The organism is Sphingomonas sp. PR090111-T3T-6A (genome assembly GCF_000383095.1).
GTDB lineage: Bacteria > Pseudomonadota > Alphaproteobacteria > Sphingomonadales > Sphingomonadaceae > Solisphingomonas.
Map to the genome: position 1 here is coordinate 326,126 of NZ_AORL01000021.1, position 21,124 is coordinate 347,249.

At 68.2% G+C, this 21,124-nt stretch carries 21 protein-coding genes and 1 pseudogene; 6 read left to right on the forward strand and 16 right to left on the reverse strand.

From position 1 onward, the window contains the following. Positions 1–13 precede the first annotated feature (13 nt). Positions 14–1,471: an amidophosphoribosyltransferase gene (gene purF / locus ST3T6A_RS0111635; protein WP_019833102.1), complete on the reverse strand. Its 1,458-nt coding sequence runs from the start codon at positions 1,469–1,471 to the stop codon at positions 14–16. Between the two features lie 96 nt (positions 1,472–1,567). Here purF and hisI point away from each other — a divergent pair, with 96 nt between their 5' ends. The 3 genes from hisI to ST3T6A_RS0111650 are packed head-to-tail and all read left to right on the forward strand — an operon-like array spanning position 1,568 to position 4,221. Beyond that, entirely contained in the window at positions 1,568–1,951 is a 384-nt protein-coding gene (gene hisI / locus ST3T6A_RS0111640; RefSeq protein WP_019833103.1) for a phosphoribosyl-AMP cyclohydrolase, read from the forward strand. Positions 1,952–1,992: 41 nt separating this feature from the next. Next, positions 1,993–2,406, forward strand: coding sequence for a MerR family transcriptional regulator (locus ST3T6A_RS0111645; protein ID WP_019833104.1), 414 nt, complete (start codon positions 1,993–1,995; stop codon positions 2,404–2,406). 24 nt (positions 2,407–2,430) lie between these two features. Next, entirely contained in the window at positions 2,431–4,221 is a 1,791-nt protein-coding gene (locus tag ST3T6A_RS0111650; RefSeq protein ID WP_019833105.1) for an acyl-CoA dehydrogenase C-terminal domain-containing protein, read from the forward strand. Positions 4,222–4,224: 3 nt separating this feature from the next. Here ST3T6A_RS0111650 and ST3T6A_RS21510 read toward each other — a convergent pair whose 3' ends face one another. From ST3T6A_RS21510 to ST3T6A_RS0111675, 6 genes and pseudogenes are all read right to left on the reverse strand, one after another. Next, the gene (locus ST3T6A_RS21510) at positions 4,225–4,401 is read right to left on the reverse strand and encodes a hypothetical protein (RefSeq protein WP_019833106.1); all 177 of its coding nucleotides are present in this window, start codon (positions 4,399–4,401) and stop codon (positions 4,225–4,227) included. 259 nt (positions 4,402–4,660) lie between these two features. Beyond that, entirely contained in the window at positions 4,661–5,581 is a 921-nt protein-coding gene (gene cysK, locus ST3T6A_RS0111660; RefSeq protein ID WP_019833107.1) for a cysteine synthase A, read from the reverse strand. Further along, positions 5,578–6,855 carry an MFS transporter gene (locus ST3T6A_RS0111665; RefSeq protein WP_019833108.1) on the reverse strand — a complete coding sequence of 426 codons (1,278 nt, stop codon included), beginning with the start codon at positions 6,853–6,855 and terminating at the stop codon, positions 5,578–5,580. The genes cysK and ST3T6A_RS0111665 overlap by 4 nt, the downstream gene beginning before the upstream one ends. 90 nt (positions 6,856–6,945) lie before the next feature. Continuing rightward, positions 6,946–7,494 carry an MFS transporter gene (locus ST3T6A_RS22195; protein ID WP_019833109.1) on the reverse strand — a complete coding sequence of 183 codons (549 nt, stop codon included), beginning with the start codon at positions 7,492–7,494 and terminating at the stop codon, positions 6,946–6,948. 310 nt (positions 7,495–7,804) lie between these two features. Beyond that, a pseudogene (locus ST3T6A_RS22200) lies at positions 7,805–8,395 on the reverse strand (MFS transporter); the annotation flags it as partial. Next, entirely contained in the window at positions 8,392–10,677 is a 2,286-nt protein-coding gene (locus ST3T6A_RS0111675; protein WP_019833112.1) for an ATP-dependent helicase, read from the reverse strand. The gene ST3T6A_RS0111675 and the pseudogene ST3T6A_RS22200, both read right to left, overlap by 4 nt. A 109-nt stretch (positions 10,678–10,786) precedes the next feature. Here ST3T6A_RS0111675 and ST3T6A_RS0111680 point away from each other — a divergent pair, with 109 nt between their 5' ends. Further along, a complete protein-coding gene (locus ST3T6A_RS0111680; RefSeq protein WP_026359647.1) occupies positions 10,787–11,182 on the forward strand; it encodes a DUF1801 domain-containing protein in 396 nt (131 codons plus the stop codon). A 130-nt stretch (positions 11,183–11,312) separates the two neighbouring features. On the opposite strand, the gene rsmD is transcribed toward ST3T6A_RS0111680, so the two are convergent. Both rsmD and ST3T6A_RS22005 read right to left on the reverse strand, forming a co-directional pair. Continuing rightward, complete coding sequence (gene rsmD / locus ST3T6A_RS0111685) at positions 11,313–11,852, reverse strand: 16S rRNA (guanine(966)-N(2))-methyltransferase RsmD (RefSeq protein WP_026359648.1); 540 nt, start codon at positions 11,850–11,852, stop codon at positions 11,313–11,315. Further along, the gene (locus ST3T6A_RS22005; protein WP_019833115.1) at positions 11,849–13,282 is read right to left on the reverse strand and encodes a pseudouridine synthase; all 1,434 of its coding nucleotides are present in this window, start codon (positions 13,280–13,282) and stop codon (positions 11,849–11,851) included. The genes rsmD and ST3T6A_RS22005 overlap by 4 nt, the downstream gene beginning before the upstream one ends. Before the next feature lie 111 nt (positions 13,283–13,393). Between ST3T6A_RS22005 and ST3T6A_RS22240 the strand changes: the two genes are divergently transcribed. Further along, positions 13,394–13,825, forward strand: coding sequence for a response regulator (locus ST3T6A_RS22240; protein WP_019833116.1), 432 nt, complete (start codon positions 13,394–13,396; stop codon positions 13,823–13,825). Between the two features lie 47 nt (positions 13,826–13,872). Further along, positions 13,873–15,192: an AmpG family muropeptide MFS transporter gene (locus ST3T6A_RS20010; RefSeq protein WP_235785785.1), complete on the forward strand. Its 1,320-nt coding sequence runs from the start codon at positions 13,873–13,875 to the stop codon at positions 15,190–15,192. Position 15,193: 1 nt separating this feature from the next. Here the strand turns inward: ST3T6A_RS20010 and ST3T6A_RS0111705 are convergent, their stop codons facing one another. The 7 genes from ST3T6A_RS0111705 to ST3T6A_RS20015 form a co-directional block, all read right to left on the reverse strand. Continuing rightward, positions 15,194–16,522, reverse strand: a complete 1,329-nt coding sequence (locus ST3T6A_RS0111705; RefSeq protein ID WP_019833118.1) for a bifunctional folylpolyglutamate synthase/dihydrofolate synthase — start codon at positions 16,520–16,522, stop codon at positions 15,194–15,196. Between the two features lie 7 nt (positions 16,523–16,529). Then, complete coding sequence (gene accD, locus ST3T6A_RS0111710) at positions 16,530–17,384, reverse strand: acetyl-CoA carboxylase, carboxyltransferase subunit beta (protein ID WP_019833119.1); 855 nt, start codon at positions 17,382–17,384, stop codon at positions 16,530–16,532. Beyond that, complete coding sequence (gene trpA / locus ST3T6A_RS0111715) at positions 17,381–18,193, reverse strand: tryptophan synthase subunit alpha (protein ID WP_019833120.1); 813 nt, start codon at positions 18,191–18,193, stop codon at positions 17,381–17,383. The genes accD and trpA overlap by 4 nt, the downstream gene beginning before the upstream one ends. After that, on the reverse strand, positions 18,190–19,422 hold the full coding sequence (gene trpB / locus ST3T6A_RS0111720) for a tryptophan synthase subunit beta (protein ID WP_019833121.1): 1,233 nt from the start codon (positions 19,420–19,422) through the stop codon (positions 18,190–18,192). The genes trpA and trpB overlap by 4 nt, the downstream gene beginning before the upstream one ends. Next, positions 19,419–20,051 (reverse strand): phosphoribosylanthranilate isomerase, encoded by a 633-nt coding sequence (locus ST3T6A_RS0111725; RefSeq protein ID WP_019833122.1) that lies wholly within the window; start codon positions 20,049–20,051, stop codon positions 19,419–19,421. The genes trpB and ST3T6A_RS0111725 overlap by 4 nt, the downstream gene beginning before the upstream one ends. Positions 20,052–20,115: 64 nt before the next feature. Continuing rightward, entirely contained in the window at positions 20,116–20,796 is a 681-nt protein-coding gene (pyrF, locus tag ST3T6A_RS0111730) for an orotidine-5'-phosphate decarboxylase (RefSeq protein WP_019833123.1), read from the reverse strand. Further along, positions 20,793–21,119 (reverse strand): lipopolysaccharide assembly protein LapA domain-containing protein, encoded by a 327-nt coding sequence (locus ST3T6A_RS20015; protein ID WP_019833124.1) that lies wholly within the window; start codon positions 21,117–21,119, stop codon positions 20,793–20,795. The genes pyrF and ST3T6A_RS20015 overlap by 4 nt, the downstream gene beginning before the upstream one ends. Positions 21,120–21,124: the final 5 nt, after the last annotated feature.

Consider the following 21,124-nt stretch of genomic DNA (forward strand, 5'->3'; position numbering starts at 1 on the left):
CTGCTTGTGACGATCAGGCCGCGCGTTCGCCGAGCAGCGAGAGCTGGTCGGCCGGCGCGACGTCCTCCTGATCGGTCAGGTGGGTCGGATAGTCGCCGGTGAAGCAGGCGTCGCAATATTGCGGCTTGCCCTCGTCGCGGGCCTCCTCGCCGAGCGCGCGGTACAGGCCGTCGATCGAGAGGAAGGAGAGGCTGTCCACCTTGATATAGTCCGCCATCTCGGCGACCGACATCTGGGCGGCGAGCAGCTTGGCGCGCTCGGGCGTGTCGACGCCGTAGAAGCACGAATGGCGCGTCGGCGGCGAGGCGATGCGCATGTGCACCTCCTTGGCGCCCGCATCGCGCAGCATCTGCACGATCTTGAGGCTGGTGGTGCCGCGCACGATCGAGTCGTCGATCAGCACGAGGCGCTTGCCGTCGATCAGCGAGCGGTTGGCGTTGTGCTTCAGCTTCACGCCGAGGTGGCGGATGCCGTCGCCCGGTTGGATGAAAGTGCGGCCGACATAGTGCGAGCGGATGATGCCCAGCTCGAACGGAATGCCGCTCTCCTGCGCATAGCCGATCGCGGCCGGCGTGCCCGAATCCGGCACGGGGACGACATAGTCGGCGTCGATCGGGTTCTCGCGGGCCAGCTCCGCGCCGATCCGCTTGCGGACCGAATAGACGCTGGTGCCGTCCACGATCGAGTCGGGGCGCGAGAAATAGACATGCTCGAAGATGCACGGACGCGGCGAGATCGGCGCGAATGGGCGATGAGAGCGGATGCCCTTGTCGGACACGATGACGATCTCGCCTGGCTCGACCGAGCGAATGAAGGTCGCGCCGACGATGTCGAGCGCCACCGTCTCGGAGGCGAAGATCGTCGCGTCGCCGAGGCGGCCCATCACGAGCGGACGGATGCCGAGCGGATCGCGGCAGGCGATCATGCCCTCGGGCGTCAGGCAGACGAGGCTGTAGGCGCCCTCCACCTGCTTCAGCGCGTCGATGAAGCGGTCGAGCAGGGTGCGGTAGGTCGAGGTGGCGACGAGGTGGATGATGACCTCGGTGTCGCTGGTCGACTGGAAGATCGAGCCGCGGCGGACGAGATCGCGGCGCAGCTTCATGGCGTTGGAAATATTGCCGTTATGCGCGACGGCGAAGCCTCCGCTTGCCAGCTCCGCGAACAGCGGCTGCACGTTGCGCAGCGCGGTGTCGCCGGTGGTGGCATAGCGGACATGGCCGATGGCGACCCGGCCGGGCAGGCCGCGGATGATGTCGTCCCGGTCGAAATTGCCAGCGACATGGCCCATCGCGCGGTGCGTGTGGAAGCCGTTGCCGTCCCATGCGGAGATGCCGGCGGCTTCCTGACCGCGATGCTGGAGAGCGTGCAGGCCCAACGCGACGACGGCGGCGGCCGTTTCGCCGCCATAGATACCGAAGATGCCGCACTCCTCGCGCAGCTTGTCGTCATCGAAGGGATGAGTCGTGAGCATCTAGGGCGTTCCGTCGCGGCTGGTGTGGGGTTGCGCGCGCATATAGGGTGTTGTCACGGACTTGTCGCCCCCTTCCGGCAAGGGTAGCCATCCCCCATGTCCAACGATCGCGAAACGGGCACTGTGCTTGCCCCCAAATTTGACGCCAGCGGCTTGGTCACAGCGGTGGCGAGCCATGCCGAGACGGGCGAGTTGCTGATGCTCGCGCATATGAATGCCGAGGCGCTGGAGCGCACGATGGCGACGGGCGAGGCGCATTTCTGGTCTCGGTCGCGCGGCAAGCTGTGGAAGAAGGGCGAAACTTCGGGCCATGTCCTCCATGTCCGCGAGATGCGGGTGGATTGCGATCAGGATGCGATCTGGCTGATCGTCGATCCGGCCGGCCCCGCCTGCCACACCGGCGAACCGAGCTGCTTCTATCGGCGCGTGGCCGATGGGCGGCTGGAGCGAATCCAGGCGACCGAACCGAAGGAGCGATGACCCCATTGCAGTTGACGTAAACGTCAACTAGCATCGCTCCCATGAGCTTCAACCCCGCCACCATCGACACCCCCGATGCGCATAATCGGGATAGCTACACGATCACCGATCTCGCCGAGGAGTTCGGCGTCACCGCCCGCGCGCTCCGCTTCTACGAGGACGAGGGGCTGATCTCGCCCGAGCGGATCGGGCTGGCGCGCGTTTATTCCAAGCGGGATCGGGCGCGGCTGGCGTGGATATTGCGCGGCAAGCGCGTGGGGTTCAGCCTCGCCGAAATCCGGGAGATGATCGACCTCTACGATGTCGGCGACGGCCGGCAGGAGCAGCGGCGCGTCACCGTCGCCAAGTGCGAGGCGCGAGTCGCGAGCCTGATGCGCCAGCGCCACGATATCGACGCCGCGATCGAGGAGCTGGCGAAGTTCGTCGAGCAGGTGAAGGCCGCCGATCACCCATAAGAGCGATCCCGTAGGAGAGTATCCATGCCGACCTATACGCCCCCCATCGCCGACACCCGCTTCGTGCTGGACAAGGTGTTGGGGCTGGACCGCTATGCGAACCTGCCGGGCTTCGGCGCGGCCACGCCGGATATGGTGGACGCGATCCTGGAGGAGGGCGGCAGGCTCTGCGCCGAGGTTTTCTTCCCGCTCAACCAGTCCGGCGACGCGGAGGGCTGCACGCGGCATGACGACGCCTCGGTGACGACGCCGGCCGGCTTCCGCGATGCCTATCGCCAGCTCGCGGAGGGCGGCTGGATCGGGCTCGGCGCGCCGGAGGCGTTTGGCGGGCAGGGGCTTCCGCATGTGCTTTCGACGGCGTTCGAGGAATATCTGATCTCGTCGAACGTCGCCTTCGCCATGTATCCGGGGCTGACGCAGGGAGCGATGGCGGCGCTGCTGGCGATCGGATCGGATGAGCAGAAGGCGCTCTATCTGCCCAAGATGGTGGCCGGCACCTGGACCGGCACGATGAACCTAACCGAGCCGCATTGCGGCACCGATCTCGGCCTCATCAAGACGCGCGCGGAGCCGAAGGGGGACGGCAGCTTCTCCATCACCGGCACCAAGATCTTCATCTCGGCGGGCGAGCACGACCTCTCTCAGAATATCATCCATCTCGTGCTGGCCAAGCTGCCGGGCGCGCCGGAAGGCAGCAAGGGCATCTCGCTCTTCATCGTGCCCAAGTTCCCGCCCGATGCGGAGGGCAATCCGGGCACGCGCAACGCTGTCTCCTGCGGTTCGATCGAGGAGAAGATGGGCATCCACGCCAACTCCACCTGCGTCATGAACTATGATGGGGCGACGGGCTGGCTGCTGGGCGAGGAGAATAAGGGCCTCGCCGCGATGTTCATCATGATGAACGCGGCGCGGCTCGGCGTCGGCCTGCAGGGGCTCGGCATCGCGGAGACGGCCTATCAGAACGCGGTCGCCTATGCGAAGGAGCGCCGGCAGGGCCGCGCGCTGACCGGCCCGGCGGAGCCCGACAAGCCCGCCGACACGCTGTTCGTCCATCCCGACGTGCGGCGGATGCTGATGGAGGCGAAATCCTCGCTGGAGGCGGCGCGCGCGCTGGTGCTGTGGGGGGCGTTGCAGGTCGATCTGTCGCACAAGGCGCCCGAGGCAGCGGACCGCGAGGCGGCGGACGAGCTGATCTCGCTCGTGACCCCGGTCATCAAGGGCTATCTGACCGATCTCGGCTATGAGATCGCCACCAAGGCCCAGCAGGTGTTCGGCGGCCATGGCTACATCCGTGAATATGGCATGGAGCAATATGTCCGCGATGCCCGGATCGCGATGATCTACGAGGGCACCAACGGCGTGCAGGCGATGGACCTCGTCGGCCGCAAGCTGCCGCGCCATGGCGGCAAGGCAGCGATGGCGCTGTTCGGGCTGATCTCGGCCGATATCGCACAGGCGAAGGACGGTCCGCAGGCCGAACTCGCGGGGCATCTGGAGAAGGCCGTCGGCCAGCTTCAGGCGGGCGCGCTATGGCTGATGCAGAACGGCATGAAAGACCCGAACAACGCGGGTGCGGCGGCCTATCCGCTGATGACGATGATGGGCATCGTCTCGCTCGGCTGGATGTGGCTGAAGATGGCCCGCGCGGCGCAGGCGGCGCTCGATGCGGGCGAGGGCGACAAGGCCTTCCTCGAAGCCAAGCTCGTCACCGCCCGCTTCTTCGCGGAGCGGATGCTGCCCGATGTCGGCGCGCTCCGCCGCAAGCTGGAGGGCGGGGCCGAGGCGGTGATGGCGCTGCCCGTCGAGGCGTTCTGAACGTCAGGCGGCGATGCGCAGCCGGCGGCCGAACAGGAAGGCCACCGACACCCACGGCGCCGCCGTCCGTCCGCCGACGGCTCCTCCGGCCGCCTGCCAGCGCTTGAGCGCCTCGTCGATATCGGGCCGCCCCAGCGCGGCTTCGATCTCGGCTGCGCGCGCAATCACTTCGTTTCGCATCGTTCGTCCTGAATCGCCTTGAAGGTTCGTCCTAGGCGAGAACTTCTCTCTCAAATCTAAACGCTGCGGCGAACGGCCGATCAATCCTGAAGGACGTAAAGCAGCAGGCAAAGGCCAAAGGGCGTCAAGACAAGCAGCAGTCTTGCGCATTCCCGGATGATCCGGGGCAGGCCCTGAACGGCGGGATGGGCCGGCCGGCTCATCCCGCCATGGGTCCGTGAAGATAGCGGTCGGTCAATCGATACTCTTGCCGTATCGATTACGCTTCCGGCAGGAAATCCGGCACCGACAGATAGCGCTCGCCGGTGTCGTAATTGAAGCCGAGCACCTTCACGCCGTTGCCGAGCTCGGCCAGCTTCTGCTTGATCGCCGCCAGCGTCGCGCCGGACGAGATGCCGACCAGCACGCCTTCCTCGCTCGCCGAGCGGCGGGCATAGTCCTTGGCGTCGCCGGCATCGACCTGGATCACGCCGTCGAGAAGCTGGGTATGCAGGTTGGTCGGCACGAAGCCCGCGCCGAGGCCCTGAATGGGGTGTGGACCCGGCTGGCCGCCCGAGATGACGGGCGAGAGCGTCGGCTCCACCGCGAACACCTTGAGCGCCGGCCAATGCTGCTTGAGCACCTGCGCCACGCCGGTGATGTGGCCGCCGGTGCCGACGCCGGTGATGATGACATCGAGCGGCGCGTCACGGAAATCGTCGAGGATCTCCTGCGCCGTGGTGCGGACATGGACGTCGATATTGGCCGGGTTCTCGAACTGGCCGGGAATCCACGAGCCCTCGATGTCGGCAGCGAGCTCGGCCGCGCGCTCGATCGAGCCCTTCATGCCCTTCTCGCGCGGGGTAAGATCGAAGGTCGCGCCATAAGCCAGCATCAGGCGGCGGCGCTCCAGCGACATGCTCTCGGGCATGACGAGGATGAGCTTGTAGCCCTTCACCGCGGCCACCATGGCAAGGCCGATGCCGGTGTTGCCGCTGGTCGGCTCGATGATCGTGCCGCCGGGGCGGAGCTTGCCGGACTTCTCCGCATCCTCGATCATCGCGAGCGCGATGCGATCCTTGATCGAGCCGCCGGGATTGGTCCGCTCGGACTTGATCCAGACCTCCGCGTCCGGGAACAGGCGCGAATAGCGGACGTGCGGCGTGTTGCCGATCGTCTCCAATATGCTTGCGGCCTTCATGCGGCTTTCTCCTCCAGAGGGACGTCTTCAAAGCTCTTGGGCGGATCGAAGCTACGCGCACGGCGCAGCTCGGGGAACCAGCGCGACCAGGCGAATGCAACCAGCACGGCGCCGATGCCGCCCGCCACCACCGCCGTCACCGGGCCGACCAGCGCCGCGAGGAAGCCGCTCTCGGCCTCGCCCAGCTCGTTCGAGCCCGAGATGAAGAGCGACGACACCGCGCCGACGCGGCCGCGCATCTCGTCGGGCGTCCAGATCTGGATCAGTGACTGGCGGACATAGACGGAGACCATGTCCGCCGCGCCGAGGATGGCGAGGCAGCCGAGCGACAGCGGCATCCAGCGCGACACGCCGAAACCCACCGTCGCCGCGCCGAACAGGCCGACGGCTGCTAGCATCTTCACGCCGACATTGTGCTTCAAGGGCCGGAAGGCGAAGAACAGCGCGGTCAGCGCGGAGCCCGCCGCCGGCGCGGCGCGCAGGTCGCCGAGGCCGGAGGCGCCGACATGCAGCACATCCTTGGCGTAGACCGGCAGCATCGCGGTGGCGCCGCCCAGCAGCACGGCGAACAGATCGAGCGAGATCGCGCCCAGCACCAGCCGGTTGCGGCGGACATAGTGCAGCCCGTCGATCATCTGCGCCCACGGGTTGCTCGATCCGCTGATCGCGCGGCGGGGCAGCGGGCGGAGCATCATCAGGCAGAGGAAGCAGCCGGCGAACAGCACGGTGCTGACCGCGAAGGGCACCCACGCCGCCGCCGCATAGAGATAGCCGCCCAGCGCGGGGCCGACGATCGATCCGCCCTGCCATGCGATGGAACTCAGCGCGATCGCGGTCGGCAGCACGGCCGGCGGCACGAGATTGGGCGAGATCGCCTGGATCGCTGGCCCCGCGAAGGCCCGCGCGACGCCGAGCAGCGCGGCGATGGCGAAGAGGGCGGGCAGCGTCGTCGTGCCGTGATACGCCATCAGCGCCAGCGTCGCGGCGCATCCTGTCTCCAGCAAGGTCGAGCAGCGGGCCACCCAGCGGCGATCCACCCGATCGGCGGTCCATCCGGTGATGAGGGTGAGGAGCGCCAGCGGCAGGAACTGCGCGACGCCGATCCAGCCGAGCTGCAACGCCGCCTCGTGGACGGGCATCGTCCGGCGGGCGATGTCATAGGCTTCCCAGCCGATCACGATCACCATCGAGAGCTGCGCGATCGTCGACATCAGCCGCGCCGCCCAATAGAATCGGAAGTCTCGATAGGCGAACGGGTGGCTGGGCTGTTCCATGCCGGTTCCTTACGGCGGGCGGTGAGGGGGAAGCAACCGCAGCGTGGCTTCGTGGCCGCTTAGTGATGCTTCCTTCGTTACGCCACCGTCTCAGGCGGCGCCGGGCTCTACCTCGGATGGGGAGGGGCGGCGCAGCGCCGGATTGAGCCGCGCCACACTGCACACGCCCGCGATCACCGCGAGGCAGGTCGCGACGAGCGGCGGCACCGGCCCTTCGCCGAGCCCGAAGGCGAGCAGGGCGGCCACCAGCGTGGCGCCCAGCGTCTGCCCGGAAAGCCGGGTGGTGGAGATGAGCCCGCCCGCCGAGGCGGCGCGATGCCGTGGCGCCGAGCCGACGATCAGCCGCGCATTGGGGGCGAGGAACAGGCCGAAGCCCGATCCGCACAGCGCCATCCGCCACGCCATGTCGGCATAGCCCGGATGCGCCGGCAGGAAGGCAAGCAGCAGCAGCGCGATCGTCGCCACCGTCATGCCGATTCCACCGAGCAGCCCGGCCGGCACCTTGTCCGAGAGCGAGCCCGCGGTCGGCGCCACGATCATGGTGGTGAGCGGCCAGGGCGCGATCATCGCGCCAACCTCGCTGGGCGTGAGGCCATAGGCGTGCTCCAGCCGGAAGGGCAGCGACAGGAGCAGCGTCATCGACGCCATGAAGGCACACAGGCGCCCCCGAGGTGGAAAGGGCCAGGACCGGCATCCGGAGCAGGTCCACCGGCATGATCGGATGCCGTTCGTCCAGCTCGTGGCGGACGAACATCACGGCTGCGATCAGGCCGGCCGCGAGCACCAGCGCGGCGACCGTCGGCGGCCCGCCATGCACGCCCGTCTCCAGCCCGGAGATGATCAGCCCGAACGTCACAACGCAGTAGACGGCGCCCATCGTGTCGTAGCCGACCTTGCGGCCCTGCACGTCGGGCAGGCCGAAGCGGCCCAGCACCAGCGACAGGATCGCGAAAGGCACGCCGACGGCGAACACCCACGGCCATGGCGCCATGGCGAGAATCAGGCCGCCCGCCGTCGGCGCCAGCGCGGCCGAGACGGAGACCATGACGCTGTTGAGCCCCATGCCGCGCCCGAGCTGCCGCGCCGGATAGATGGAGCGGATGAGCGCCGACATGACGCTGAGCGCCGCCGCCGCGCCCAGCGATTGCACCGCGCGGATGACGAGAAGGAAGGGCAGCGACTTCGCGAAGAAGCACATCGCCGTCGCGATCGTGAAGACGACCTGGCCGATCTGGTAGAGCCGCTTGAGGCCGATCCGGTCGCCGAGCGCCGAGAAAGGGAGCAGCGTCATCACCAGCACGAGCTGGTACACGGTGACCACCAGCACCGCGGCCGAGTTGTCCACCTTCAGATCGTGCGCGATGGTGGGCAGCGCCACGCCTGCGATCTGCCCGTCGATCACCGTCAGGATCGTGCCCAGCGAGATCGCCGCGATGGCGAGATAGCGGCGCGGGCTCGGCATCCCGTCGGCGGGCAGGCCGCCGCCGTCCTCGCGATCGGTCTTGCGGGGGGCGAGGTCGGAGGCGAGCGGTCGGATCATGCTGGAGTCACGAAGCTGTCGAGCACATGCTTGGTTCCGGCATGTTCGAAATCGATCTCGAGCTTGTTGCCCTCGATGCGCTCGATCCTGCCGTAGCCGAATTTGGTGTGGAACACGCGCTGCCCGACCGCAACATCCGCTCGCGGCTTGGCGGCATAGCTGGCGGCCGACGCTTTCACCTCGACGATGCGCTGGCCGGGGCCGGAGCGCGCCGTGGGCTCGCCCAGCGCGGCCGCCCGCTGCCAGCCGGGGCCGCGCCCGGTGCCGCGCTCGATATGGGCGAAGGGATCGGTCCGCTCGCTCCATTGCGCGCGCCAGAGCGATTCCCCGCCGGTCATTGTGGTTTCGCTCTCGACATGTTCCTCGGGCAGTTCGCCGACGAAGCGGGAGGGGATAGAGGAGGTCCATTGCCCATAGATGCGCCGGTTGGCGGCATGGAGGATGATGCAGCGTCGCCGTGCCCGCGTGATCGCGACATAAGCGAGGCGGCGCTCCTCTTCGAGGCTCTTCACGCCCCCTTCGTCGAGCGCGCGCTGGGATGGGAAAATCCCCTCCTCCCAGCCGGCGAGGAAGACGGTGTCGAACTCCAGCCCCTTGGCGGCGTGGATCGTCATGATCGTCACCTTCGCGCCGATATCAGCCGCGTCATTGTCCATGACGAGGCTGACATGCTCCAGGAACTCGCCCAGCGTTTCGTAATCCTCCATAGCGCGGGCAAGCTCGGTAAGGTTTTCGAGCCGCCCCGCGCTCTCGGCCGAGCGATCGGCCTGGAGCATCGCGGTATAGCCGCTCTCGTCGAGGATCTGGCGGCACAGCTCGGGATGGGCGAGCGCGTTGGAGAGGTCGCGCCAGCGGGCGATGTCCCCCACCAGCCGGCCGAGCGATTTGCGCGCCGCACCCGCCAGTTCGTCGGTGTCGCAGAGCCTCGCCGCGGCGAGCGTCAGCGGCAGGCTCTCGGCGCGGGCCAGCGCATGGATTTTCGCCACGGCCTTGTCGCCGAGTCCGCGCTTGGGCGTGTTGACGATGCGCTCGAAGGCGAGATCGTCCGCCGGCTGGAACACCACGCGCAGATAGGCCAGCGCATCGCGGATTTCCGCGCGCTCGTAGAAGCGGAAGCCGCCGATGATGCGATAGGGGAGCCCGATCGCGATGAAGCGGTCTTCGAACTCGCGCGTCTGGTGCTGGGCGCGCACGAGGATCGCCGCGTCATCATAGCTGCCACCCTGACGGCGGAGATTCTCGATCTCCTCGCCGACGCGGCGGGCTTCCTCCGGTCCGTCCCACACGCCGATGATGCTGACCTGTTCGCCGACGTCGATCTCGGTCCACAGCGTCTTGCCGAGGCGCGAACCGTTATTCTCGATGAGCGCGCTGGCCGCGCCGAGGATATGCGGAGTGGAGCGATAATTCTGCTCCAGCCGGATCACCTTGGCGCCCGGGAAATCCTGCTCGAAGCGCAGGATGTTGGCGACCTCCGCGCCGCGCCATGAGTAGATCGACTGGTCGTCGTCGCCGACGCAGCAGATATTCTTGTGACTCTGCGCGATCAGCCTCAGCCAGAGATATTGGGACGAGTTGGTATCCTGATACTCGTCCACCATCACATAGCGGAAACGCTGCTGATAATGCTCCAGCACGTCGCGATGGCGCTTGAGGATGACGAGCATGTGGAGCAGCAGATCGCCGAAATCGCAGGCGTTCACCGCGATCAGGCGCTTCTGATAGGCGTTGTAGAGTTCGGAGCCCCGGCCGTTGGCGTACAGCTCGCTCTCGCCGGCATCGACTTCGGCGGGTGTCCAGCCGCGATTCTTCCAGCGATCGATCAGGCCGGCGAGCTGGCGGGCGGGCCAGCGCTTCTCGTCGATGTCGGCGGCCGAGATGAGTTGCTTGAGCAGGCGGATCTGGTCGTCGGTGTCGAGGATGGTGAAGTTGCTCTGGAGCCCCACCAGCTCCGCATGACGGCGCAGCATCCGCGCCGCGACCGAGTGGAAGGTGCCGAGCCACGGCATCCCCTCCACCGCATCGCCGACGATCCGCCCGACGCGCTCGCGCATCTCGCGCGCGGCCTTGTTGGTGAAGGTGACGGCGAGGATCTCGCTCGGCCACGCCTTCCGCATCGCGATCAGGTGCGCGAGGCGGGCGGTGAGCGCCGCCGTCTTGCCGGTGCCGGCGCCGGCCAGCACCAGCACGGGGCCTTCGGTGGTGAGAACGGCCTCGCGCTGCGGCTCGTTCAGGCCCTTCAGATAAGCGGGCTCGGGGGCGGTGGGGGTGGGCTGATTCACGTTCGAACAGGTAGGGAACGGAAGGGCTCAGGGCAACCGGGGATGCCCTGCTGGAAACGGCAGGGCGACCATCTTATGACATGCCATCGGAGATGAAGGGGGCAAGCCGATGAGCGAAGGTACGGCGATGGACGGAAAGACGCCCTCGGAGCTGATCGACGGCCGGATCGCAGAACTTGGCGACTGGCGGGGCGAGACGCTGGCGCGTGTCCGCGCGCTCATCAGGCAGGCCGTTCCCGACGTGGTCGAGGAATGGAAGTGGCGCGGCGTCCCGACCTGGTATCGCGATGGCATGATCTGCACCGGCGAGACCTACAAGAGTGCCGTGAAGCTCACCTTTGCCAAGGGCGCGGCGCTCGATGATCCGGCCAGGCTGTTCAACTCCAGCCTCGACGGCAACGTCCGCCGCGCGATCGACATCCGCGAGGGCGAGGGGATCGATGAAGAGGCCCTCAAGGCGCTGCTGCTGGAAGCGGTGGCGCTGAACAGGAAGCCCCGGCGCTAATCGGAACTCGCCCCTTCCCATGCAGGATTTCGTCCAACACCATCGACGTTGCCGCCCGCCACGGTACTAGCTTCAATTCCGCCCGAACGTCGCGCGCGATTTTCCGCTCATATGTGTCAACTTCGCGGGTTCAGCCCTCGTAGCGCAGCAGCGTGATCTTGGCCTTGCCGTAGATGCGCTCGGCCTCGATCGAGAAGCCGCCGGGGCGCAGTTCCTCGGTCTTCTCGCCTTCGACGCTGGCGAGCGCGCCCGGCGCCAGCCAGCCGAGCCGGGCCAGACGCTCCAGCGTCGGCACGCCGGCATGCATCGCATAAGGCGGGTCCATCATCATCAGGTCGTAGGCGCGTGTGGACGGGCCGAGCGTATTGACCGCCTGAGCCCGCACGTCCGCCTTGGCACCCAGCGCCGCGATGTTGGCGCGCAGCGCATCGAGCGCGGCCTTGTCCTGCTCGACGAAAGTGCAGCTTTCCGCACCGCGCGACAGGGCCTCCAGCCCCAGCGCGCCGGTGCCCGCGAAGAGATCGGCGACGGCGAGCCCCTCGAAGCTGCCGAGCCGGCTGGTCAGCATCGAGAACAGGGCTTCCCGCGCACGGTCGGAGGAGGGGCGCGTGGTGCTGCCGGCGGGCGACTTCAGCGGGCGGCCGCGCCATAGTCCGGAAACAATCCTCACCGCAGCGTCTTCCGGAATTCCACGAGGTCGTTCTGCCGCACCTCGACCACATCGCCCGCCGGCAGGTCGGCCAGCACGAACTCGCCATAGGCGACGCGGATCAGGCGCGAGACCTGAAGCCCGAGATATTCCAGCACGCGCCGGATCTCGCGGTTCTTGCCCTCGGTGATCTTCATCTCGATCCACACGTTGCGGCCGGTGCGCCGCTCCATGTTGGCGTCGATCGAGCCGTAGCGGATGCCGTCGATGGTGATCCCCTCGGACAGCGCCTCCAGTTGCTCCTGATGGATCTCGCCATAGGCTCGCGCGCGATAGACGCGCGGGATGCCCGACGAAGGCAGCTCCAGCTTGCGCTTGAACTCGCCGTCCGTGGTGAGGAGGAGGAGCCCTTCCGTGTTCATGTCGAGGCGGCCGATCGGCATCACGCGCGGCAGGCCTTCGGGCAGGCGGTCGTAGATGGTCGGCCGGCCGGCCGGATCATGCTCGGTGGTGAGGAAGCCGACCGGCTTGTGGAAGAGGAAGAGGCGCGTGTGCTCGGGCGCATCGACCTGCTGGCCGTCGACCGTCACGCCCTGGAGCGAGGTGAGGATGGTGGCCGGCGTATCGAGCACCTTGCCGTCGAGCGCGATGCGGCCTTCCGCGATCATCCGCTCGATCTCGCGGCGCGAGGCGACGCCTGCGCGGGCGAGCAGTTTGGCGATGCGCTGCGGCTCCTTGCGGCTGTGGACGCGCGGCGCGGGCGTTTCGGCGGCGTGCGCCTTGCCGGAGGCACGGCGGGCTGCGGGGCGGCGCTCCCGCGTCTCGGGTTCGGCGGCGCGAGGCGTCTTGCCCCGCGATTCGGCCGGGCGAGCGGAGCGGCCTTCACCCTCGCCGCGCGGTGGGCGCGAGAGGAGCTTCTCGCCCCGATCCGCACCATGGGTGGGTGCAGGGCGGGTGCTGCGCATGGCCTTGCCCTTGTCCGAAGACGGGCGCGCGGGGGCGTCGGTTCGGCGGTTCCGCGTCGGACGTCCGCTTTCCTCCTCGCGGCGTGCGGGACGAGCGGCGGGAGCATCGCCACGACGGCGGCCATCCGCTCGCGGAGCGGGGCGCTTGCCGGCGGGTGCGGCCTCCCACGGGGCGGCTTCGTGCGCGGGCGAATGCGGCTCGTCCTGAGCGGCGCGACGTTCGCGAGGCTTGCGTCCGGTCGCGGGCTTGGCGGCGGCATCGCGCTCGCGCGGCGGACGCGCGGCGGCCCAGGCCTCGGAGCGGCTCGTGCGGGGCTTGGCGCCGGTCCGTTGCGGCGAGCGCTGCTTCTTGCCGTCCGAGGGCGCGTCCTCACGCGGCGTCTCGCCGGTTGCGCGGGGCTTGCGCGGGGGCGAACCGCGGCGATCGCGGGGTTCGGCGCGGCGGCCGGCACGACGATCGTCGCCGGGGCGGCGGGGGGCGCTCACTTCTTGTCTCCGATGGCTCAGGATGCGGGAACCGCCTTCCGCGCTAATCGCTTGTCGGTCAAGCGGCGAGTCGCATCCTGCGTACTGGCGGCGAGGGGTTCGAGCGTCACCATGTTCCGAAAATTCCAGCAGGAAGAGACCAGAAACCGCACCATCCTCATTGTCGAAGACGATGTGCTGATCGCCTTCGACAACGAACATGTCCTGCGCGAGGCGGGCTTCACCGTCGCCGCGGCGGTGGACAATATGACCGATGCGCTGCACCTGATCGCGCGGGGCGGGATCGATTTCGTCATTTCGGACATCCGCTTGCGGGGCGAGGGGAGCGGAATGGAGGTCGCCCACGCCGCGCGCAAGGCCGGGGCGGCACTGCTGTTCGTATCGGGAGACTGCCCGGAAGAAGCGCGGGAGGTGGCTGCGGGCTTCCTCGCCAAACCCTATCGCCCGCACGATCTGCTCGCCGCCATCAGGGCGATCGCCGCGAGACAGGCGGGACGGGCGCCGGTTTCCCTTCCCCGGACGTTGACGTTGTTTGGGGATTGAGGCCGAAACATCTTTCCCAGTTGCGTCGGGCCGCTAAGGTAATGGCGATGTCCGGTCCGACTTCCACCACGCTCCGCCATTATCTGAAGCCCGCTCCGCTCGGCGCGTTCCTGCTCGGGATATCGAGCGGATTTCCGCTGACGCTGCTGCTGGCGACGATGTCCTATTGGCTGTCGAAGGTCGGCATCGACAAGAAGACGATCGGCTTCGCCTTTGCGCTGGGCACGCCCTATACGCTGAAATTCCTCTGGGCTCCGCTGATCGACGGCATCGCGCTGCCCGGCCTGTCGCGGCTGTTCGGGCAGCGCCGCGCGTGGCTGTTCGTGGTGCAGGCGCTGCTGGCGGTGGCGCTGATCCAGCTCGGGGCGAGCGACCCCAACCATCATATCGCGCGCTTCGCGCTGTGGGGCGTGATCGTGGCCTTCCTGTCGGCGACGCAGGATATCGTCATCGACGCCTATCGCATCGAGATCCTGTCGGACGAGGAACTGGCGCAGGGCACGGCGACCAATCAGGTCGGCTATCGCACCGGCAACTTGCTGGCGGGGGCAGGGACGATCTGGCTGGCCTCGACCGAGGGCGCAGCGCTCGGCTGGCCGATGGCCTATGCGATCAGCGCGGGGCTGGTGCTGCCGGGCGCGATCGCGGCGCTGTGGCTGGGGCCGGGCCGGCGCACGGCGGTGCGCGAGGCGTTCAGCCTCGCGGCGTTCCGCCATTTCCTGAAGCATAATGTCGCCGATCCCTTCGTGGACTTCTTCAAGCGGCCGGGCGCGTGGCTGATCTTGTTGTTCGTGCTGACCTACAAGCTCGGCGATGCCGTGGGGCAGAACATGCTCTCGCCGATGGTGGTGCATCAGGGCTTCACCGACACGGACTATATCGCGATCAACAAGCTGGTCGGCTTCTGGTGTCTGGTGATTGGATCGCTGGTAGCGGGCGCGCTGATCGCGCGCTTCGGCATGGGGCGGCTGCTGTTCGGCGCAGGGATCATCATGGCGGGCGCGAACCTGATGTTCGCGACCGTCGCCGCGACGGGCCATTCCGTGGCGATGCTGACGCTGGCGGTCGGCACGGAAAACCTGTTCGCGGCGATCAGCCTGACCGTGTTCGCGACCTATCTCTCCGGCCTGTCAAGCACCGCCTTCACGGCCACCCAATATGCCCTGCTGTCCAGCGTAGCGGCGGTGGGGCGGACCTTTGCGACCACGCCGTCCGGCTATGCGGCGGCGGCGTTCGGCTGGGTCGGCTTCTACATCTTCGCGGCCTGTCTCGCGATACCGGGGCTGTTCTTCCTGTGGCTGATGCACCGCGCCGGCTTCGTGGTGGAAAGCGTCCGGCAGACGGGCGTGGAAGAACCTGAAGGCTGATTTAGTCCGGCAACTGCTGGTTCTCGCGCAGCACCTCGCCCGCGAGATAGAGCGAGCCCAGCACCAGCACATAGGGTGGCTCGGCGCGGTCGGCATGGCGGCCGATCCAGCCGAGTGCGTCCGCCACGTCGGCGGCGGGGAGTGCGGTCAGGCCGACCTGCTTGGCCATCGTAGCCAGCTCGGCGGGTGCGTGATGTTCATGATCCGGCACCGGCACCGCATGGAGCGTCGCATGGCGTCCGGCAAAGGCGCGCAGCACGCCCGTCGCATCCTTGTTCGCGAGCAGCCCCATGACGAGATGGAGCGGCTTCCCCGTCGGCACCGCCGCGCGCAGATGGTCTGCAACCACGCGGGCCGCCGCCGGATTATGTCCGCCGTCGAGCCACAATTCGGCTTCCTTGGGGAGGAGATCGCGCAAGGGGCCGGGGCCGAGCGGTTGCATCCGGGCCGGCCATTCCGCCCAGCCCATCGCGGCGCGGATCGCGGCCGGCGGCACGGGGACCGCCGCCTGGTGTCGGAGCATCGCGATGGCGAGCCCGGCATTCTCCACCTGATGCGTCCCCGCGAGCCTGGGCAGCGGCAGGTCGAGCCGGCCTTCGGCGTCGCGATAATGCAGCTCGCCGCGATAGGGCGCGGCATCCCAGGCCTCGCCGCGCGGCAGGAGCGGCGCTCCGGCCTCGGCCGCGACGGCGGCAACGCGTTCGGCCATGGAGGGCGGATAGCGCTGGATGACGAGCGGCACGCCGGCCTTGGCGATGCCGGCCTTCTCGGCGGCGATCTGCTCGGGCTTGTCGCCGAGGAAGGCCTGATGGTCCATGCCGAGCTGCGCGATGCCGGTGACGGCGGGCGCGGTGAGTATGTTGGTGGCGTCCAGCCGCCCGCCGAGGCCGACCTCGATCACGCAGGCATCCGCCGACACCTCGGAGAAAGCGAGGAAGGCAGCCGCCGTCGTCACCTCGAAGAAGCTCGGCGAGATGTCGCCCGCAATATCGAGCACGCGGCCGAGATAATCCGCGAGCTGGGCATCCTCGATCAGCCGCCCCGCGAGCCGGATGCGCTCGTTGAAGCGGACCAGATGCGGGCTGGTGTAGACATGGACCTTGTGCCCCGCCGCCTCCAGCGCCGCGCGCAGGAAGGCGCAGGTCGATCCCTTGCCGTTGGTGCCCGCGACGTGGAAGACGGGCGGGAGCTTCGTCTCCGGGTTGCCCAGCCGGTCGAGCAGCGCACGCACCCGCTCCAGTCCGAGGATATCCCGACCGGGCGAGAGCGCGGCCAGCCGGTCCAGTTGCTGCTGGACCGCGGCATCGTCGGAACGGGCATGATCCGCCATGGAAGCGTCAGGCCGAGGCCTTCTCCGGCACCAGATAGGCGATCAGCTTCGCCAGCGTCTCGCGGAGCTGGTGGCGATGCGTGACCATGTCGAGCATCCCGTGGTCCAGCAGATATTCGGAGCGCTGGAAGCCCTCGGGCAGCTTCTCGCGGATGGTCTGCTCGATCACGCGCTGGCCCGCGAAGCCGATCAGCGCGCCCGGCTCGGCAAGCTGGACATCGCCCAGCATCGCGTAGCTGGCGGTGACGCCACCGGTCGTCGGATCGGTCATCACGACGATGTAGGGCAGGCCCGCCTCGTGCAGCTTGGCGATGGCGACAGTCGTCTTCGGCATCTGCATGAGGGAGAGAATGCCCTCCTGCATCCGCGCGCCGCCGGCGGCGGTGAAGACGATGTACGGCGCCTTCTCGGCGATCGCCGCTTCCACGCCCGCCACGAAGGCGGCACCCACCGCGAGGCCCATCGAGCCGCCCATGAAGGCGAAATCCTGCACGCCGACGACCGCCTTGCGGCCCTCGATCTCACCCTTGGCGTTGAGGAAGGCATCCGGCTCGCCCGTTGAGGTGCGTGCCGCCTTCAGGCGATCAGCGTACTTCTTGGTGTCGCGGAACTTCAGCGGGTCTTCGCGAACCACCGGCGCCGGCAGGGGCGTGTGGACGCCGCCGTCGAACAAGAAGTCGAAGCGCTTGGCCGCGCCGATGCGGCCATGATGGTCACACTTGGGGCAAACGCTCTGATTTTCCTCATATTCCTTGAGGAAGACCATCGTCCCGCACTTCGGGCACTTGTGCCAGAGATTGTCCGGGGTCTCCCGCTTCGTGATGAAGGGGATCGAATTGCGGACCTTGTCGATCCAGCTCATGCCGTAACTCCTACGCGGGCTTCACGCACCGCCCCTGCCAATTGTGCGACGAGCACGCGGCCCGCCTGAGGATTGCCGCCGGCCTTCGCCAGCGCGTCGACGATCGCCGAGCCCACGACCACCCCGTCCGCCACGCGCGCGATGGCGGCGGCCTGCCCGGGGGTGCGGACGCCGAAGCCCACCGCGATGGGCAGGTCGGTGCCGGCCTTGAGCGACGCGACGGCCGCCTCGATCGTGTCGGTCGCCGCCTGCTGGAGGCCGGTGATGCCCGCCACCGAGACGTAATAGAGGAAACCCGACGCGCCCTCCAGCACCGCCGGCAGGCGCGCCTTGTCGGTGGTGGGCGTGGCGAGGCGGACGAGGTCGATGCCCTTCGCGCGGAGCGGCGGGCCGAGGGCAGCGTCCTCCTCGGCGGGGATGTCGACGCAGATCACGCCGTCTATGCCAGCCTCTTCAAGGGCTTGCGCGAACCAGCTCGCGCCGCGCGAGAGCATCGGGTTGGCATAGCCCATCAGCACCAGCGGCACTTGCGGATGGCGCTCGCGGAAGCCCCTGGCGATGGCGAGCACGTCGGCCGTCTTGGTGCCAGCGGCGAGCGCGCGGATGTTCGCTTCCTGGATCGCGGGGCCGTCGGCCATCGGATCGGTGAAGGGCATGCCGAGCTCGATCAGGTCGGCGCCACCCTCGACGATGGCGTCGAGAATGGCGGGCGTGTGCGCAGGCGAGGGATCGCCGGCGGTCACGAAGGCGACCAGCGCGGCGCGGTTCTCGGCCTTCAGGCGCGCGAAGGTGTCGGCGATGCGGCTCACAGCTTCACACCCATGCTGTCGGCGACGGTGAAGATGTCCTTGTCGCCGCGACCGGAGAGGTTGAGGATGACGATCTGATCTTCGTTCATTTCCCGTGCCTTGCGGACGATACCTGCGATGGCGTGTGCGCTCTCGAGCGCCGGGATGATGCCCTCGACCCGGCAGCAGAGCTGGAAGGCGTCCATCGCTTCCTGATCGGTCACGCCCTCGTAGGTGACCCGCTTGATCTCGTGGAGCCAGCTATGCTCCGGCCCGATGCCCGGATAGTCGAGGCCGGCGGAGATAGAGTGCGCCTCGGTGATCTGGCCGTCCTCGTCCTGAAGCAGGTAGGTGCGGTTGCCGTGGAGGACGCCCGGGCGGCCGCCGGTGAGGCTGGCGGCGTGCTTGTCGGTGTCGAGCCCGTGGCCCGCCGCCTCGATGCCGAGCATCGCCACGTCCGCATCGTCGAGGAAGGGGTGGAACAGGCCGATGGCGTTCGATCCGCCGCCCACCGCCGCGACCAGCAGGTCGGGCAGGCGGCCTTCGGCTTCGAGGATCTGCTCGCGCGCCTCGGTGCCGATCACCGACTGATAGTCGCGGACCAGCTCCGGATAGGGGTGCGGGCCGGCGGCGGTGCCGATGATGTAGAAGGTGTCGTGGACGTTCGCGACCCAGTCGCGCAGCGCCTCGTTCATCGCATCCTTGAGCGTCTGCGCGCCGGACGTGACGGGGCGGACCTCCGCGCCGAGCAGCTTCATGCGGAACACGTTGGGCTGCTGGCGCGCGACGTCCACCGCGCCCATGAAGATCGTGCAGGGCAGCCCGAAGCGCGCCGCGACCGTGGCGGTGGCGACGCCGTGCTGGCCGGCGCCCGTCTCGGCGATGATCCGCTTCTTGCCCATGCGGATGGCGAGCAGGATCTGGCCGATGCAATTGTTGATCTTGTGCGCGCCGGTGTGGTTCAGGTCTTCGCGCTTGAAGTAGATTTTCGGCCCCTTGCCGGCGGGGGCGTCCTTGCGGAGCGCCTCGGTCAGGCCTTCCGCATAATAAAGCGGGCTCGGGCGGCCGACATAATGCTTGAGCAGACCCTCGAACTCGGCCTTGAAGGCCGGGTCCGCCTTGGAACTGCGATATTCGCGCTCCAGGTCGAGGATCAGCGGCATCAGCGTCTCGGCGACATAACGTCCGCCGAATTCTCCGAAATGGCCGTCAGCGTCGGGCTGGGCGCGAAGCGAGTTGGGCAGGGTCATAGATGGCTCGTCGCTTGAAGGAAGGCGGCGATCTTGTCCACATCCTTGATGCCGGGCGCGGATTCCACGCCGGAGGAGATGTCGACCAATCGTGTGCTGGTGATCCCCACCGCGTCGGCGACATTGCCGACATCGAGGCCGCCCGAAAGCGCCCAGGGCAGGGGGTGCGAAAAGCCGTCGAGCAGCGCCCAATCGAAGCGCAGCCCCATGCCGCCGGGAAGTGCGCCCTTCGGCGTCTTCGCGTCGTAGAGGATGCGGTTGGCAGCACCACGATAGCGAGCGGCGGCGTCGAGATCGGCACGGGTGCGCACCGGGATCGCCTTCCACACCGACACACCGAGCCGCGCCTTCACCGCCGCGACACGCTCGGGCGTTTCCTCGCCATGAAGCTGCACGCCGGTTAGCCGCGCACCCGCCACGGCATGGGCGAGCAGCGCGTCGTCGGGATCGACGAACACGCCGATCCGCTCGACATGGCCCGGCGTCGCGAACTGGCCGGCACGGCCGGGCTCGATGTCGCGCGGGCTCTTCGGGAAGAAGACGAAGCCGACATGACTCGCCCCGCCCCGGACGGCGGCATCGACGGTCTCGGCGGTGGAGAGCCCGCAAATCTTGGCGCTGACTGGCATGATGGGCGGATATAGGCCCGCCTTACGGTTAGGCCCACTCATTCCTTCTTGGCGAGGGCGAAGCTCAGAGCGTCGCTTCGATCGCGCGGGCGGCGGCGTCCGGGTCTTCGGCCTTGGTGATCGGGCGGCCGATCACCAGCACCGAAGCGCCCCGGTCGCGAGCCTGACGCGGCGTTACCACGCGCTTCTGGTCGCCGATCACACCGTCCGACGGGCGCACGCCGGGGACGACGAAGAAGCCGTCCGACCAGATCTTCTTCGCGATCGCCACCTCGGCGCCCGAGCAGACCACGCCGTCCAACCCCGCCTCGCGGGCGAGGCCGGTCAGGCGCTCGACCTGCCCGTGGACGTCGTCCTGCAAGCCGATCGAGCGGAGGTCGTCGCCGTCGAGCGAGGTCAGCATCGTCACGCCCACCACCTTGGTGCCGAGCGGGGCGGCCGCCTTGGCGTCCTCCATCATCGCGCGGCCGCCGGCGGTGTGGACGGTCACGATCGCGGGCTCCAGCACTGCCAGCGCCTGCATCGCCTTGCCGACGGTGTTGGGAATGTCGTGGAGCTTCAGATCGAGGAAGATCGGCAGGCCGAGCGTTGCCATCTCGCGCACGCCGGGACGGCCGTTGGCGGCAAAGAACTCGAGCCCGAGCTTGATGCCGCCGACATGGTGGCGAACCTTCTGGGCGAGCGCCTTGGCGTGCTCGATGTCCGGCGTGTCGAGGGCGACGTAGATGGGGGAGCGATGGGTCACGATTGAGCCGGGGGTTCCGTGGTGAGGGGCGCGGTCGGCGGAGCGACCGGGTGAGTGGCCGCCATGTCGCCGATGCCGCGCATGTCCGCAAGGGCGCGTTCGTGGCTGTCGAGCCGGCGCTTCAGCCGCCAGCGCGTGGCGCGATGATAGGCGAAGGTCGGCAGGAAGCCCGCCAGAAAGGCGCCGAACACCAGAACCGGCAGCTTGGCGTCCACCAGCAATCCGCCCCACAGGTTCACCGTCACAGGCGTCCAGTTGCGCATCGCGAAGATCACCGCGGCAACGGCCAGCACGACCCAGAAGAGCGTTTTCAGAAATTGCATGGGCC